The organism is Saccharopolyspora antimicrobica, from assembly GCF_003635025.1.
In the GTDB taxonomy this organism is placed as follows: Bacteria; Actinomycetota; Actinomycetes; order Mycobacteriales; family Pseudonocardiaceae; genus Saccharopolyspora; species Saccharopolyspora antimicrobica.
On record NZ_RBXX01000002.1, the window covers coordinates 1926512 to 1941000 of the forward strand.

The following is a 14489-nucleotide window of genomic DNA, read 5'->3' on the forward strand; positions in this document are numbered from 1 at the left end:
TGGGGGTACTGCAATTTCAATGGAAATCAGACCGGCGATTTCAATGGAAGTTGCGGATCACCGGCGTGTCACCCCACGACACACCGACGGTTGTGGATGTCTCCCCGCGATTTCAATGGAAATCAGACGTCCGATTTCCATTGAAATCGCATCCGGCCCCGGGCAACGGAGCCTCCGCCACGTGTCGGGTTTCGCGCTCCGGGGTAGTCGGAGCCTGCGGAATCGGAGGAGGCTCACATGGTTCAAGTCGCGACCGAGCCGGTGATCGTCAAGACCCCCGCGGGCGAGCTCGAGGGGGATCTGGTCGTGCCACCGCCTGCCCGGGCGGTGGTTCTGTTCGCGCACGGTTCCGGGAGTTCCCGGCACAGCCCCCGCAACCGCGCCGTCGCCGAATCCCTGCAGAGCGCCGGGTTCGGCACCATGCTGCTCGACCTGCTCACCCCCGAGGAGGCCAAGTTCGACCAGCGGACCCAGCAACTCCGCTTCGACATCGACCTGCTCACCGAACGGCTGGTCCCCGCGATCGACGAGCTGAACGCCTGGTCGGCCACCAAGGGCATGCCGATCGGGTTGTTCGGCGCCAGCACCGGCGCGGCCGCCGCGTTGAAGGCCGCCGGGCGCCGGCCGGACCGCGTCTCGGCGGTGGTGTCGCGCGGCGGCCGTCCCGACCTGGCCGGAACCGGCCTGGATTCGGTGCAGGCCCCGACGTTGCTGATCGTCGGCGGCGACGACCGCGAGGTGCTCAACCTCAACCGGCAGGCGGTCGAGCTGCTCACCGCGCTACCGCTGACCGACGTCAAGATCGAGATCGTGCCGCACGCCGGTCACCTGTTCGAGGAGCCCGGCGCGCTGGAGCGGGTCGCGGAGCTGGCCGCCGACTGGTTCCGCAACTACCTCGGCGCCGGCGTGACGCGCCCGACCGGACCGGACGGCGGTCACTGGAAGCCACCGGAACCTCGGCGCAGGCCGCCAACGTAGTCCTGCACAACCGAGTAACCAGGTACACCCGCCGCCACGGGCGAGCCATCGCGGACGGCGCGAGCAGTCGTGATCGCGCCGTGCAGAGCCGCGCGGTACAGCAGCGAGCCCATGCTCACTCGCCGGACACCTAGCGCGGCGAGTCCTTCGACGTCCATACCGGGCTGGAAGAGGACGTTGACCGGCACCCGGACCGCGTCCACCAGCGCGCGGATGTCCTCAGCGGCGGTCATGCCCGGCACGAAGATGCCGTCCGCACCAGCCGCCACGTAGCGGGCTGCGCGATCGATCGTGTCGCTGAGCGACGGTGCCGCGCCGAGCCAGTAGGTGTCAGTGCGCGCGTTGAGGAAGAGATCGGGAGCGCGCCGCTTCACCTCACCGATGAGTTCCTGCTGGTGCCCGGGATCGCCGAGACCGTCCTCCAGGTTGATCCCGGCCACGCCGAGCTCGGCGAGCTCTTCGGCGACCTCGGCCGGAGCGCCGAAGCCCAGCTCGATGTCGACGCTGATCGGGCGGGGCAGCTCGACCAGCCGACTGGCGAGTTCGACCGTCTGCGCGCGGGTGCGCCCGGCCGCGTCCGGCTCGCCGTGCGCGACGGCCACTCCGAGGCTGGTGGTGCCGATCGCGTCGAAACCCTCGGCGACGAGCGCGGCGGCGGAGGCGAAGTCCCAGGCGTTCGGCAGCAGCAGCGGCGATTCCGCCCGGTGGAGTGCGTGGAATTCTCCCGACATGCCGACACCGTAGGCCCAGAACGGTTCGGTGCCCGCCGAAGTGTCCTCGCGGCAGAATGGCTGCATGACACCCCCTGTGCCAACCGGAGTACTGCTCAACCGCACCTCAGGGGACCGTGACGCAACCCAGCCACAAGAAACCGCGCAACGCAAGATCGATCCCGAACGCAACCACCACTGAAAATCGCGGAGAGGCGGACAGTGCATGACCATCGAACGCGATGTGGCTCGGCTCGCCGCGCTGCTCGCCGACCCGACCCGGGCCGCCTTCTGCCTGGCGCTGCTCGACGGGCGGGCATGGACCGCGACGGAACTCGCCGGGCACGCCGGAGTCGCGGCGTCAACGGCCAGCGAACACCTGAACCGGCTGGTCGAGGGCGGTCTGCTCACCGAACGCCGCCAGGGGCGACACCGCTACGTGCAGCTGGCGAACACGCAGGCAGCGGATCTTCTCGAAGCGTTCATCAGCCACCTCGGCCCGGCCCGGCAACCGCCGACCGGCCTGCGCGCGGTCAGCGCCTCGGCGGCGCTGGCCAACGGCCGCACCTGCTACGACCACCTGGCCGGTCGCCTCGGCGTGGCGATCACCGATGCGATGACCGCGGCCGGACTGCTCGACCAGAGCGATGGATTCGCCATCACCGACACCGGTTTCAGCTGGTTGACCGGCGAACTGGGGATCGCGGAGGCGGATCTCCGGAGCACCCGGCGCCCGCTGGCCCGGCCCTGCCTGGACTGGACCGAGCGCCGCTCCCACCTGGCGGGCACCGCCGGAGCGCACCTGCTGCGCAGCTTCCGCACCAACGGCTGGATCAAGAAGATCGGAACCGGCCGCGCGGTGCGCCTCACCACCACCGGCACCACCGCGCTCCACGACCTCCTCGCGATCGACGCCCGGACCCTCGGTCTCGCGTGATCAGCGGGGCATGCGGCGCCAGATGGCCTGCGGTACCAGGCGCATCACCGCGAACACCCAGCGCAGGATCGGCGGCACCCACACCACGCGGCGGCCGCGCCGCAGCGCCTTGACCGTCGCGTCCGCGACCTGATCAGGCGTGCTCGACCACGGCGCCGGGCTCATGCCGGTGGTCATCCGCCCGATGACGAAACCGGGCCGCACGATCAGCAGTTCCACACCGCTGCCGACCAGCGCGTCCGACAGCCCGTTGGCGAACCCGTCGAGGCCGGCCTTCGCCGATCCGTACACGTAGTTCGCGCGGCGCACCCGCACCCCGGCCACCGACGAGAACACCACGATCCGGCCGCTGCCCCGCTCCCGCATCAGGTTCGCGAGATGCGTCAGCACGCTGATGTGCGCGACGTAGTCGGTGTGCACGATCTGGATCGCGTGCGCCGCGTCGCGTTCCGCGCGCTCCTGGTCGCCGAGCAGACCGAAGGCAGTCACCGCGACCTCGATCGGCCCGTGCTCGTCGACGATGCCGCGCAGCAGTTCGTCGTGGCTGCTCACGTCGTCCGCGTCGAACTCCGCCCGCGCCACCTCGGTCGCACCGACCTGGCGGAGCACCGCTTCCTCGGCGTCGAGGTCCGCCGACCGCCGCGCCGCCAGCACGACCTTGGTGTGGCCCTGCTTGACCAGGCGCTCGGCCACCGCCATGCCGATCTCACTGCGGCCCCCGAGGACCAAAACCGCTCCGCTCATCGCGGTAAGTCTGCCACCGCCGCATCTCGGTGCGTCCACGTACGGTCTCGGAGGCGGAAGGAGGAGCGATGAGTGACTTTGTGCCAACCGCAGCACATCTCAATCGCACCCCAGGGGAACGTGACGCAACCCAGCCACAAGAAACCGCAAAACGCGACATCAACGCCCAACGCAACCACCACTGTGAATCGCGGAGAGGCGGAAACGGGAGAGGCGGACTAGTGCCCGTCCTCACCCAGCGCCAGCTCAACCGCACGACGCTGCAGCGGCAGCTGCTGCTGCGCCGGTCCGGGAAGTCCGCGATCGAGGCCGTGGAGCACCTGGTCGGAATGCAGGCGCAAGCACCGTCCCCGCCCTACTTCGGGCTGTGGACGCGCCTGACCACCTTCCAGCCCGACGACCTGGCCCAGCGCCTGCTGGACCGCAGCGTGGTCCGCATCGTGCTGATGCGCGGCACGGTGCACCTCGTCTCCGCCGAGGACTGCTTGCTGCTGCGGCCGATGGTGCAGTCGTTGCTGGACCGCGGCGTGCGCAGCAACACCCAGCACCGCAGCGAGCTCGTCGGGCTCGACGAGGACGAACTCACCGCCGTCGGCCGCAAGCTGCTGGACGAGCAGCCCCGCAGCGCGGCCCAGCTGCGACCGCTGCTCGCCGAGCGCTGGCCCGACCGGTCGCCGGCCGCGCTGGCGTTCGCGGTGCGGAACCTGTTGCCGCTGGTGCAGATCCCGCCGCGCGCGATCTGGGGGCGCAGCGGTCAGCCGGTCTACGCCACCGCCGAGACCTGGCTCGGCCGCCCGCTCGCCGATTCGACCCCGGTCGCCGAGGTGCTCCGCCGCTACCTCGCCGCGTTCGGCCCGGCCACCGTCGCTGACATGCAGACCTGGTCCGGGCTGCGCGGGCTGAAGGACGTGGTGCGCGGGATGGACCTGCGCGGCTTCCGCGACGAGGACGGTCGCGAGCTGGTCGACCTCCCCGACGCCGAGCTCGCGGATCCGGAACTGCCGAGCCCGCCGCGCTTCCTGCCGCCGTTCGACAACCTGCTGCTCTCCCACCACGACCGCAGCCGCGTCATGTCGCCCGAGGACCGCAAGCGCCTGTTCAGCGTGAAGAACGCGGTGCTGCCCGGGACGATCCTGGTGGACGGGTTCCTGCACGGCACCTGGCAGATCACCCGCAAACGGGACGCCGCGACGCTGCACATCACCGCCTACCGGGCGCTGCCCGATGTGGAAGCGCTGGCCGAGGAGGGCCGCCGGTTGCTGGCCTTCGCCGAGCCCGATGGCGTTGAACAGTCCGTGAACATCGTCGTGGACGCGGAGTGATAGGTGTTTACCGAACGAACCCGGGGACCTACCCTGGGCTAGATCGTTTCCACCCCGGACCGAGCGGACCCACTCCATGGCAGACGTTGACCGGCCGCAGATCGACACGACCAAGCCCAGCATCGCGCGGGTCTACGACGCATTCGTCGGCGGCAAGGACAACTTCGAGGTGGACCGCCAGGTCCTCCGGCAGATCCAGCAGATCGCGCCGGAGGCCATCGAGGTCGGCAGGCTGTGCCGGGCCTGGCTGATCCGGGTCGTCCGGTTCATGGCCGGTGGCGCCGAGATCGACCAGTTCCTCGACCTGGGATCCGGCCTGCCCACCGCGGAGAACACGCACCAGGCGGCGCAGCGGCTCAACGCCGAGGCCAAGGTCGTCTACGTGGACAACGACCCGTCGGTCGCCGCGCACGGCCGCGCGCTGCTGGAGGAGAACGAGTACACCCACTTCGCGATGGGCGATCTCCGCGATCCCGCGGCGATCCTGAGCGATCCGATGGTCACCAAGCACCTGGACCTGAGCCGGCCGGTCGGGCTGATCCAGTGCAACACGCTGCACCACGTGACCGACGGCGAGGATCCGAACCGGATCATGCAGGCCTACGTCGACGCGCTCGCGCCGGGCTCCTACATCGCGATCTCGCACCTGTTCAACCCGGACGACGGCAGCGCCCACGCCGAGCTCGCGGTCGCTTCCCAGGCGCGCTTCAACGAGATGATGGGCAGCTGCTTCTACCGCCGCCGCGAGGAGATCGCCGCCCTGTTCTGCGAACTGGAGATGGTCGAACCGGGCCTGACCTACCTCTTCGACTGGTGGCCCGACGGCCCCCTCCTGCGCCGGCCCAGCGCCGAAGCCCACAACCTCCTCGGCGGAGTGGCCCGCAAGCCCTGACCCCGTGAAACGCGAACGGCCCGCGCACCAGGTGCACGGGCCGTTTTCGTCGCGACAGGCTCTCTTCATCTTGGTTCGTGGCCGCAGCCGCGACGACTTACCGGCCGCAACTCGCGAGGGGTCGCATGCGCCGCAGGCGCATAACCCACTCCCGCAACCGGCACCGCCGCGGGTTCTCAGCGTTCGCCTGGCGAGGACAGCCCGTTTGCCGTGTATTGGGCACGGGATCCCGGAGCCAGGCGGGCGCTGAGGTTCCGCCACCCGCACCGCCACGCAGAACGAGCCTGGAAGCTTCAGCAGGGGATTTACCCCATTTGGCGGGAAGTCCAGTGGCGCATTGCGTGCTCCACTAACGCGATCAGTGTGCGCTTCGTGGATTCGCGGTCGCGGGCGTCGCACGGGCCGATCGGCACGTCCGGGCCGATCGCCATCGCCTCGCGGACCTGGTCGATGGAGTGCAGCATCTTCCCGTCGAAGAGGTTCACCCCGACCAGGTAGGGCAGGCCGCGGTCCTCGAAGAAGTCGATCGCCGAGAAGGAGTCGGCCAGCCGCCGGGTGTCCACCAGCACGACCGCACCGATCGCGCCCTTGACCAGGTCGTCCCACATGAACCAGAACCGCTGCTGACCGGGCGTGCCGAACAGGTACAGGATCAGGTCCGAGGCCAGCGTGATGCGGCCGAAGTCCATCGCCACCGTGGTGGTCTGCTTGTTCGGCGTCGCGCCCAGGTCGTCCACACCGCGGCTCGCCTCGGTCATCACCGCCTCGGTGGTCAGCGGCACGATCTCCGACACCGAACCGACGAAGGTCGTCTTGCCGACGCCGAAGCCACCGGCCACCACGATCTTCGCCGAGGTCGACGTGGTGCCGGCGGGCTGCGGCGGGGAGCCGAGCCGGGGCGCGCTATAGCCGACGGAGTCCACTCAAAACCCTTTCCATCAACACCATGTGTGGTGCGCTACCGCTTTCGCTCACCGTCTGGTGCACGGTGATCAACCCCAGTTCGGCCATGTCGGCCAGCAGCACGCGGGCCACCCCGATCGGCACGGACAACAGCGCCCCCACTTCCGCGACCGATCGGGGTTGTTGGCACAGCTCGGCGATCGACTGGTGCTCCAGCCGCACCGCGGTGCCCTGCTGGTAGCCCTCACCGACCGAAACGAGGGTTTCCAGTTCCAGATTGTGGGTGGTCCGGGTTCGTCCACCGGTCCAGGTGTACGAGCGGATGCTCGACGCGGCCGGTGCAACGGGCTCCTCGACCGGCTCGTCCGGATAGGACTCCGCAGGGACCTCGTACCGCTCATCTTGTTGATCATCGTACCGCTCCGGCTCGGCGCGCCCCTTGCGCTTCCGCTTTCCGCTGCCGAAGCTGAAACCGTTGACGACGTCGGCGAAGCCGTTGTCACCGCTGCTGTCGCGTCTTCGCCCCCGTGCCGGGTAATCCGATCTCCTGCTCATCGCATCCTCACACGAGTGCGCCGGTCGAGCCTTGCAGCTGCGAGCGGATCTCCGGGGTCAGCATCTGGCCGACGCGCTCCACGAGCATGGTCATCTCGTAGGCGATCAACCCCATGTCGCACTGCGGAGCGGCGAGCACGGTCAGGCAGGAGCCGTCGCTGATGCCCATCTGCAGCAGCGTGCCGCGCTCCATCTCCACGATGGTCTGGACGACACGACCGGCCTCGAAGCACTTCGCCGAACCCTGGGTGAGGCTCAGCAGCCCCGACGCGACCGCGGCCAGCTGATCGGCCCGGTCCCGGGGCAGGGTCGCCGAAGCGGTCAGCACCAGTCCATCGGCGGAGACCACGATCGCGTGCGCCACACCGGCCACGCGCTCGGTGAAGTCGGTGATCAGCCAGCCGAACCTGCGGGAAATCATCTGAGCAGTCATGCAACCTCCTGTTCGTCGCCGAGGTGATCACGCCTTCGCGCTGCGGACACCATGTCAATCCTCGTCGGTTGCTCGATGCCGACCGCGGCTGACACCGCTCTGGAAGTCCGCCAGCCTGCCGCGGAGCCTGTCCGCGTCGCGCTGGAACGTCCCGGTGCTGGTCGGCTCCGAATTCGCCACGCTACCCGGAACCAGGTGCGCCTTGGGAGTGCGGCGCGGCAGCCCGGCCTGCGTGAACGAGCCCGGCTGCGGGTTCGCCGCCGCCTCGGCCGCCTCGCGCGCCTTGTCGGCGGCGAAGTTCCACGCGTCATCGGCCCCGGGATCGTGCGGGATCCACGGTTCCGGTTCGACCGGGCTGAGCCGGGAGTCCGTGGAACCGCCGAACTGGACCCCGTTCTGGGCCAGCCTGCGGCTGATGTCCTCGGCGCTCCGGGACGGCTTGGCGTCCGGTTCGGCCGCACCCCGCGGGGTGCGGCGCGGCAGCCCGGAATCGGTGAGCGACGGCGGTTCCGGCTGCGGGGCGGCGGCCGACGGGAAGTCGTCGGCAGCGTCCTGCGCCCCGGGCCAGCTGAACTCACCGGTCTCGGACTGCGCCTTCTCACTCGCTGGTTGGAACCACTGGGTGGAGGCTTCCTCGAAGATGGGCGACTCCTCCTCCGGCCGTTCGGCGGGCGGTTCGACGCCTGGCCAGTCGAATTCGCCGGGAACCGCCCGCGGTTGCTGGGGGATGTCCAGCGGCGCGTCGAACAGGTGCGCCGTCGGTGATTCCTCCGGTTCCGGGGTGTGCGATTCGAACAGGCTCGACGGCCCCGGCTCCTGCCAGGGCGAGTTCTCCGCCGGCTTCCGGCGCGGCAGCTCACCGGAGGTCGGCAGGTCGGTGTGCGTGTGGCCGTTGCGGCCGCTGAGCTGCGGTGCGGCGGGCAGCACCGGACCGGGCTCGACCGTCACCACGTGCTCGGCCGGGATCATGACGGTCGCGCGGACGCCTTCGACGTCCGGGCCGCCGTGCAGTTCGACGCCGACGCCGTGCCGCACCGCCAGGCGCCCGGCCACGAACAGCCCCATCCGGCGGGAGGTGGCGAGGTCGTCCTCGTCGACCGCGGCCAACCGCTCGTTGGCCCGCTCCAGCTCCGCGTCGCCCATGCCGATGCCCTGGTCGAGCACGTCGAGCACCACGGTGCCGTCGCCGGCCTGGTAGCTGGACACCGTCACCGTGGTGTCCGGGGCGGAGAAGTTCGCCGCGTTGTCCAGCAGTTCGGCCACCAGGCGCACCAGGTCGCTGGCGGTGTGGCCGCGCAGCTTCGCCGCGGGCGGCGGCTGCACCATCACCCGCGGGTACTGCTCGATCTCGGAGACCGCGGCGCGCAGGACGTCGGCCAGGTCGGTGGGCTGGGTGAACCGCCGCGCCAGGTCGTGGCCGGAGAGCACCATCAGGTTCTCGTTGTTGCGGCGCATCCGGGTGGCCAGGTGGTCCAGCTGGAAGAGCCGGGCGAGCTGGTCGGGGTCCTCCTCGTCCTGCTCCAGCTCCTCGAACAGCCGCAGCTGCCGCTCCAGCAGGCTCTGGCTGCGCCGGGACACGCTGACGAACATGTCGTTGTAGCCCCGCCGCAGGTCCGCCTGCTCGACCGCGAGGCGCAGCGCCTGCTCGTTCACCTCGTCGAAGGCGCGGGCCACCTGCCCGACCTCGTCGGTGGTGTCGATCGGCACCGGGCTCACCGCGGCGTCGGCGCGGTTACCCTGCCGGATCGCGTCCACGGCGGCGGGCAGCTCGTAGTCGGCCGCGTCGAGCGCGCTGGTGCGCAGTTCGCGCAGCGAGCGGAGCAGCTGGCGGGCGATCACGATGATGATCGCGGCGGCGATGATCAGCGCCGAGAGCAGCAGCACGGAGTCCCAGCCCGCCGCATCGCTGGCCTCGTTCTCCAGCTGCGAGGCGATCGCCCGCACCTCGGCGGCGAGTTCATCGCGACCCTCGTTGATCGTCTGGACAGACGCGTCGCTGCCTTGGTTCCAGTCTTCCTGCGTGACCGAGTACCCGCCGCTGTAGATGCCGTCGGTGCTCTCCTTCAGCAGCGCGGCCAGCATCTGGTTGCGTTCCACGATGGGCCGGGTGAGCAGCGTTTCGTCCAGCCGCTGCTGCCAGTGCGCCGCAACCGTTGCGCGGGCATCGACGATCTTGCCCAGCAGCCGGGCTCGCGACCCCTGCAGGCTGTCCAGCGCCTGCGGTTGGAGACTGCCCTCGCTCAGGCCGGTCAGCACCCACGCCTGCTGCAACCGGACCTCTTCGATCAGAGCCAGCATGTCCTGCATCGCGAACGCCGTGCTGGACAGGCTCCGGTCGGCGACGCTGCCGGTCAGCGCGCGGTTCAGCGACATCACCGAGTTGATCACGTCGCTGTAGGCGCCGATGGCCTGGTCCGCCCGCAGCTGGTGGTCATGCACCTGCTGGCGCAGCGCAGCGAGCTCGTCGAACCGCGGCCGGAGCTCGCGGTAGCGGTCCACGACGACCGGACCGAAAGCGTCGGTCGACTCGATGACCTCGCCGACCTCGCCCATCGCGCGGTCCACCGCGGCGACCTCCCGGTCGACGGCACCGGCGTCGCCGTCACCGACCAGGAACTCGACGGCGCTGTTGCGCTCCCGCTGCAGCCCGTCGACCAGCGGTTCGATCCGTTCCACCGCATCCAGGACTTCCTCGACGCGGCCGAACTCGGCGGCCCGGTCGACCTGCCACCGGATCTGCCCGATGCCGAGCGTGATCGCGAAGATGACCGGGACCAGGACGACGGCGCCGAGCTTGACCGGCAGGGACCAGTTGCGCCACTGGACCACGGCGCTGCGGAGCCGCCCGAACTTCCCCTCGCTCACGAGCGCCCTCCTGGCGTCGAGCTCGGGACTCCGCGCTGGTCGATGGCGGTTCGGAGCCTGTCGGGCGAACAATGGGTTGGAGAACGGCGCATGCGTGCGGTCCCGCAATCGTCGTCTGGGCGGTCGGGGGTGAAATCCAGCTGCGGTCGGGGGGCTCCGGGCGCCGAGAAACACCATCCGGTACTGCGCTGTACCGATGGGGCTCCGGCGGCACTCAGCGTCACCAATAGCATCTCCGGCCGGTACATTTGCGACACCGGTACCGAACCGTTACCTCTCCCGTCAGCGGCTGTCTTTCGCTGCCCAAGCACTATAAGCCCCTGGTGGCGGGATAGTACCGGGGGCTTTTTACCATTCGACTACGACAATCAGCGGATGTCACGCCCAGTGGTCGATGTCGGCGAAGAACCGCCATCGTTTTCACTCGTTCAGCCTAGAGTTCCGGCCGCCTCGCCGCCGACTCCGCCCCGAAAAGCCTGGTCGATCAGATCCCACCAGCGCTTTCGAGCCGTTGACCTGGCAGTACCAGACAGTAACCACGATCCCGGTGCAGGCCCGCCGAGCCCACCTGAGACCCTGGAAAACAACGGCCCGCGTGGTGATCACCACACTGTTGATCCCGCGCGGGAAGTGGTTAGAATTCCCCGCCTCCGCCGCCCGCGCGCGCCCGGCGGGCCCACCGCGAAGTTCCAGGAAGGAAGCATGAGCAACGCAACGCAATCCGCGCTGCGCGGCAGCCCAGGTGACCAGCCCGGAAATCCGCGGTCGGCCTTCGGAGGAATCGACAAGAGCGCGGTTCGAGCCACCCCGGAACGCCTCGATTTCAGGACCATCGAGGAGAGCCCGGAATTCCGAGCGCTGCGTCGGCGGCTGAAATGGTTCGTTTTCCCGGCGACGGCGTTTTTCCTGATCTGGTACATCGGGTACGTGGCGGTCGCCGCCTACGCCCGGGAATTCATGGCGCGCCCGCTCATCGGTGAGATCAACGTCGGCCTGGTGCTGGGCGTCGCCCAGTTCGTCACCACGGTCGGGCTGACCATGCTCTACCTGCGGTTCGCGCGCCGCCACATCGATCCGAAGGTCGACGAGCTCCGACAGGACGCGGGAGATCTCCAGCGATGAACGACCAGCAGCTGATCCCCGCCGACAGCGCGATCATCAACACCGCCGTCTTCGCGGCGTTCGTGCTGATCACGCTGTTCATCGTGTACCGGGTGAGCAGCCGCGGCAGCTCCAGCGACTACTTCGTCGCGGGCAGCTCGTTCAGCGGTGCGCAGAACGGCATCGCGCTCTCCGGCGACTACCTGTCCGCGGCCTCGTTCCTGGGCATCGCCGGGGCCATCGCGATCTACGGCTACGACGGCTTCCTCTACTCCATCGGCTTCCTGGTCGCCTGGCTGATCAACCTGCTGCTGGTGGCCGAGCGGATGCGCAACACCGGCCGCTTCACCATGGGCGACGTGCTCAGCTTCCGGATGCGCCAGCGCCCGGTGCGCGCGGCCGCGGCCGCCTCCACGCTGGCCATCACGATCATCTACATGATCGCCCAGATGGCCGGTGCGGGCGGTCTGGTCGCCCTGCTGCTCGACGTGCACAGCGCGTTCGGCCAGGCGCTGGTGATCGCGGTGGTCGGCCTGGTGATGATGGTCTACGTGCTGGTCGGCGGCATGAAGGGCACCACCTGGGTGCAGATCATCAAGGCCGCGATGCTGCTGCTGTGCGTCGCCCTGATCACCATCTTCCTGCTCGGCAAGTTCGGCTACAGCATGACCGACCTGCTGCTGCAGGCCGCGGAGAACAACCCGAACGGCCGGGAGATCTTCGCGCCCGGCGTGCAGTACGGGAAGTCCGAGCTGACCCAGCTGGACTTCGTCTCGCTGTCGCTGGCCCTGGTGCTGGGCGTCGGCGGCCTGCCCCACGTGCTGATGCGCTTCTACACCGTGCCCAACGCCCGCGAAGCGCGCCGCTCGGTGGCCTGGGCGATCTGGGTGGTCGCGGCCTTCTACATCTGCACGCTGATCATCGGCTACGGCGCGGCCGCGCTGGTGGGCACCGAGGCCATCCAGTCCGCGCCCGGTGCGGAGAACTCCGCGGCGCCGCTGCTGGCCTACCGCATCGGCGGCACGGTGCTGCTGGGCATCGTCGCCGCGGTCGCCTTCGCCACGATCCTGGCGGTGGTCGCCGGCCTGACGCTGACCGCGTCGGCGTCCTTCGCGCACGACATCTACGCCAACGTGATCCGCCGCGGCGACGTCGACTCCGACGACGTGGTGAAGGTGGCCCGAATGACCGCGCTGGTCATCGGCGGTGCCTCGATCCTCGGCGGCATCGTGGTCAACGGCCAGAACATCGCGTTCCTGGTCGGCCTGGCGTTCGCCTTCGCGGCCTCGGCGAACCTGTCCACGCTGCTGTACTCGCTGTTCTGGAAGCGCTTCAACACCCGCGGCACGCTGTGGGGCATCTACGGCGGCCTGAGCTCCTGCCTGCTGCTGGTGATCTTCTCGCCGGTGGTCTCCGGTGCGCCGGACTCGATCCTGCCGGGTGTGGACTTCGCGTTCTTCCCGCTGAAGAACCCCGGCATCGTGTCCATCCCGATCTCGTTCATCTGCGGCATCATCGGCACCTTCCTCGGTGGCCGCGACGAGGTGGACGAGGAGCGCCGCGCGGAGATGGAGGTCCGGTCGCTGACCGGCATCGGCTCCCGAGTCGGCTGACGCACGTACCGCCGGAGGCCCCAGGACGACCCGGTCCTGGGGCCTCCGGCGTTCCCGGCACGCACCGTCGTGCGCGCACCGCGGCTCCCCCACAGGTGGTGCGCGGCGGCCTGAATCCGTCGCGCACGGTCACCGGAAATCCGGGCGCTGCGCACGAATTCGCTCTACCCAATCGGATACTGCCGGGCGCCCAAAATTCTCCATAAAATGGAGTTCTACCCGCTCGAAGGAGATCGCCTCGGCAATAGCAGGGGGAAATGGGCGTTCCGGCGGGCGGAAGTGGGGGGACACGATGCGCACCGCCATTCGCAATGCGCTGCTGAGCGCGTTCGTCGCCGCCGCGATCCCGCTGTCCGGGCTCGGCGCGCAGCTGGGCACCATCGTCGCCGGAATCCGGGACGCGCTGGCGAAGACCGCAGATCAGACGCAGGTCAGCGACTTCGCGGAGCCAGGCGTGCGGATCCGCTCGGCACCCGGCACCAGCTCCGACGCACGCGGTTCGGGGAGTCCTGGTGACCGCGCCTCGATCCTCCGCTCGGTGCCCGGTGAGGCCATTCGCTGCGCGGACGGGTCGAACAATTCGGAATGGTTCGAAATCACGAATCGGCGCACCTCGATCACCGGTTTCGTCAGCGCGTGCTACCTCTGAATCCGGCGCATTCGCGCGGAGGAGCGGCGGTTCTCCCGGCTTCGCCCGGCCCGCCGTGACCGACGGCCCCGGCCGCAGATCCGCCGCCGGCTCCTGGACCCCGGGCCCAACTCCGGTCGCCGCAGCCTGCGCAGGCGCGCGACCGGGCGGATCGCCGAGCCGCGAGTCCGCCGCCGGAACTCGCCGGGCGGCAAAGTCCACCCGGTCGGGGTGTATCCAGCTTATTTGCTGGCGTTCCGATCAGCGGTTCGGGAATCTTGTTCCCAGCAGGCCGAATCGGGCCGCGAACTCCTGATTTTCCCAACGAGAAGGGCTTTTCGCATGTCTTCGTTCACCACCACCACGAACCGCTCGTACTGGACCGTGCGTGTGTTCCTCGCCGTGCTGCTGGCCATGGCCGCGGTGCTGATCGGCGCCAACAACGCGCACGCAGCCTCCGCACCACCCGAAAACCCCTGCCCCAGCGGCAACTTCTGCGTCTGGACGGAGCAGGACCACGCCGGCCGGCGGCACGACATCAGCATCCACGACTCGACGTTCGAGATGGAACGGTGCATCGCGCTGGAGCACGAGGGCGAGGCACTGTCCTTTGTGAACAACACCGGTCACCAGGTAACCGCGTACCAGGATCCGCACTGCGACACCAAGGCCGACTTCGCGACCTACCCACCCGGGACGCACGCGCCACAGGCGACGTTCGTGGTCCGCGCCATCAAGGTCTGGTCGCACTGACGGAGCGGTTCGGCACGTGGCGGCCCGACCGGCATCCACGGCCGGCTCGCACCAG

The 14489-nt window shown here is 69.3% G+C and carries 14 protein-coding genes; 8 read left to right on the forward strand and 6 right to left on the reverse strand.

Translation table 11 applies throughout. The annotated features are described in order from the left end of the window. Positions 1-237: 237 nt before the first annotated feature. On the forward strand, positions 238-978 hold the full coding sequence (locus ATL45_RS09530) for a dienelactone hydrolase family protein (RefSeq protein WP_093155907.1): 741 nt from the start codon (positions 238-240) through the stop codon (positions 976-978). Here ATL45_RS09530 and ATL45_RS09535 read toward each other — a convergent pair. After that, the gene (locus tag ATL45_RS09535; RefSeq protein WP_093156030.1) at positions 936-1709 is read right to left on the reverse strand and encodes an isocitrate lyase/PEP mutase family protein; all 774 of its coding nucleotides are present in this window, start codon (positions 1707-1709) and stop codon (positions 936-938) included. The genes ATL45_RS09530 and ATL45_RS09535 overlap by 43 nt on opposite strands. A gap of 205 nt (positions 1710-1914) precedes the next feature. On the opposite strand from ATL45_RS09535, the gene ATL45_RS09540 reads away from it, so the two are divergent. Continuing rightward, a complete protein-coding gene (locus ATL45_RS09540) occupies positions 1915-2625 on the forward strand; it encodes an ArsR/SmtB family transcription factor (RefSeq protein ID WP_093155908.1) in 711 nt (236 codons plus the stop codon). On the opposite strand, the gene dprE2 is transcribed toward ATL45_RS09540, so the two are convergent. Then, on the reverse strand, positions 2626-3369 hold the full coding sequence (gene dprE2, locus ATL45_RS09545; RefSeq protein ID WP_093155910.1) for a decaprenylphospho-beta-D-erythro-pentofuranosid-2-ulose 2-reductase: 744 nt from the start codon (positions 3367-3369) through the stop codon (positions 2626-2628). It abuts the gene before it with no gap. Between the two features lie 221 nt (positions 3370-3590). Between dprE2 and ATL45_RS09550 the strand changes: the two genes are divergently transcribed. Together ATL45_RS09550 and ATL45_RS09555 are read left to right on the forward strand one after the other, a co-directional pair. Beyond that, on the forward strand, positions 3591-4691 hold the full coding sequence (locus ATL45_RS09550) for a winged helix DNA-binding domain-containing protein (RefSeq protein WP_246025249.1): 1101 nt from the start codon (positions 3591-3593) through the stop codon (positions 4689-4691). A gap of 76 nt (positions 4692-4767) precedes the next feature. Continuing rightward, positions 4768-5583 carry an SAM-dependent methyltransferase gene (locus ATL45_RS09555; RefSeq protein ID WP_093155913.1) on the forward strand — a complete coding sequence of 272 codons (816 nt, stop codon included), beginning with the start codon at positions 4768-4770 and terminating at the stop codon, positions 5581-5583. 305 nt (positions 5584-5888) lie between these two features. On the opposite strand, the gene ATL45_RS09560 is transcribed toward ATL45_RS09555, so the two are convergent. The 4 genes from ATL45_RS09560 to ATL45_RS09575 are packed head-to-tail and all read right to left on the reverse strand — an operon-like array spanning position 5889 to position 10339. Beyond that, positions 5889-6506 (reverse strand): GTP-binding protein, encoded by a 618-nt coding sequence (locus tag ATL45_RS09560; RefSeq protein ID WP_093155915.1) that lies wholly within the window; start codon positions 6504-6506, stop codon positions 5889-5891. Continuing rightward, positions 6487-7041 (reverse strand): DUF742 domain-containing protein, encoded by a 555-nt coding sequence (locus ATL45_RS09565; protein ID WP_093155916.1) that lies wholly within the window; start codon positions 7039-7041, stop codon positions 6487-6489. Before ATL45_RS09565 ends, ATL45_RS09560 begins: the two co-directional genes overlap by 20 nt. A gap of 7 nt (positions 7042-7048) precedes the next feature. Further along, complete coding sequence (locus ATL45_RS09570; protein WP_093155918.1) at positions 7049-7474, reverse strand: roadblock/LC7 domain-containing protein; 426 nt, start codon at positions 7472-7474, stop codon at positions 7049-7051. A gap of 54 nt (positions 7475-7528) precedes the next feature. After that, positions 7529-10339, reverse strand: coding sequence for a sensor histidine kinase (locus tag ATL45_RS09575; RefSeq protein WP_093155919.1), 2811 nt, complete (start codon positions 10337-10339; stop codon positions 7529-7531). 375 nt (positions 10340-10714) lie between these two features. Between ATL45_RS09575 and ATL45_RS39575 the strand changes: the two genes are divergently transcribed. The 4 genes from ATL45_RS39575 to ATL45_RS09595 all read left to right on the forward strand — a co-directional run bounded on the left by ATL45_RS39575 (position 10715) and on the right by ATL45_RS09595 (position 14434). Further along, complete coding sequence (locus ATL45_RS39575; protein WP_246025250.1) at positions 10715-11461, forward strand: DUF485 domain-containing protein; 747 nt, start codon at positions 10715-10717, stop codon at positions 11459-11461. Further along, positions 11458-13053 (forward strand): monocarboxylic acid transporter, encoded by a 1596-nt coding sequence (locus ATL45_RS09585; RefSeq protein WP_093155922.1) that lies wholly within the window; start codon positions 11458-11460, stop codon positions 13051-13053. The genes ATL45_RS39575 and ATL45_RS09585 overlap by 4 nt, the downstream gene beginning before the upstream one ends. 292 nt (positions 13054-13345) lie before the next feature. After that, positions 13346-13702: an SH3 domain-containing protein gene (locus ATL45_RS09590; RefSeq protein WP_093155924.1), complete on the forward strand. Its 357-nt coding sequence runs from the start codon at positions 13346-13348 to the stop codon at positions 13700-13702. Between the two features lie 321 nt (positions 13703-14023). Further along, positions 14024-14434, forward strand: a complete 411-nt coding sequence (locus ATL45_RS09595; protein ID WP_093155925.1) for a peptidase inhibitor family I36 protein — start codon at positions 14024-14026, stop codon at positions 14432-14434. Positions 14435-14489 lie beyond the last annotated feature (55 nt).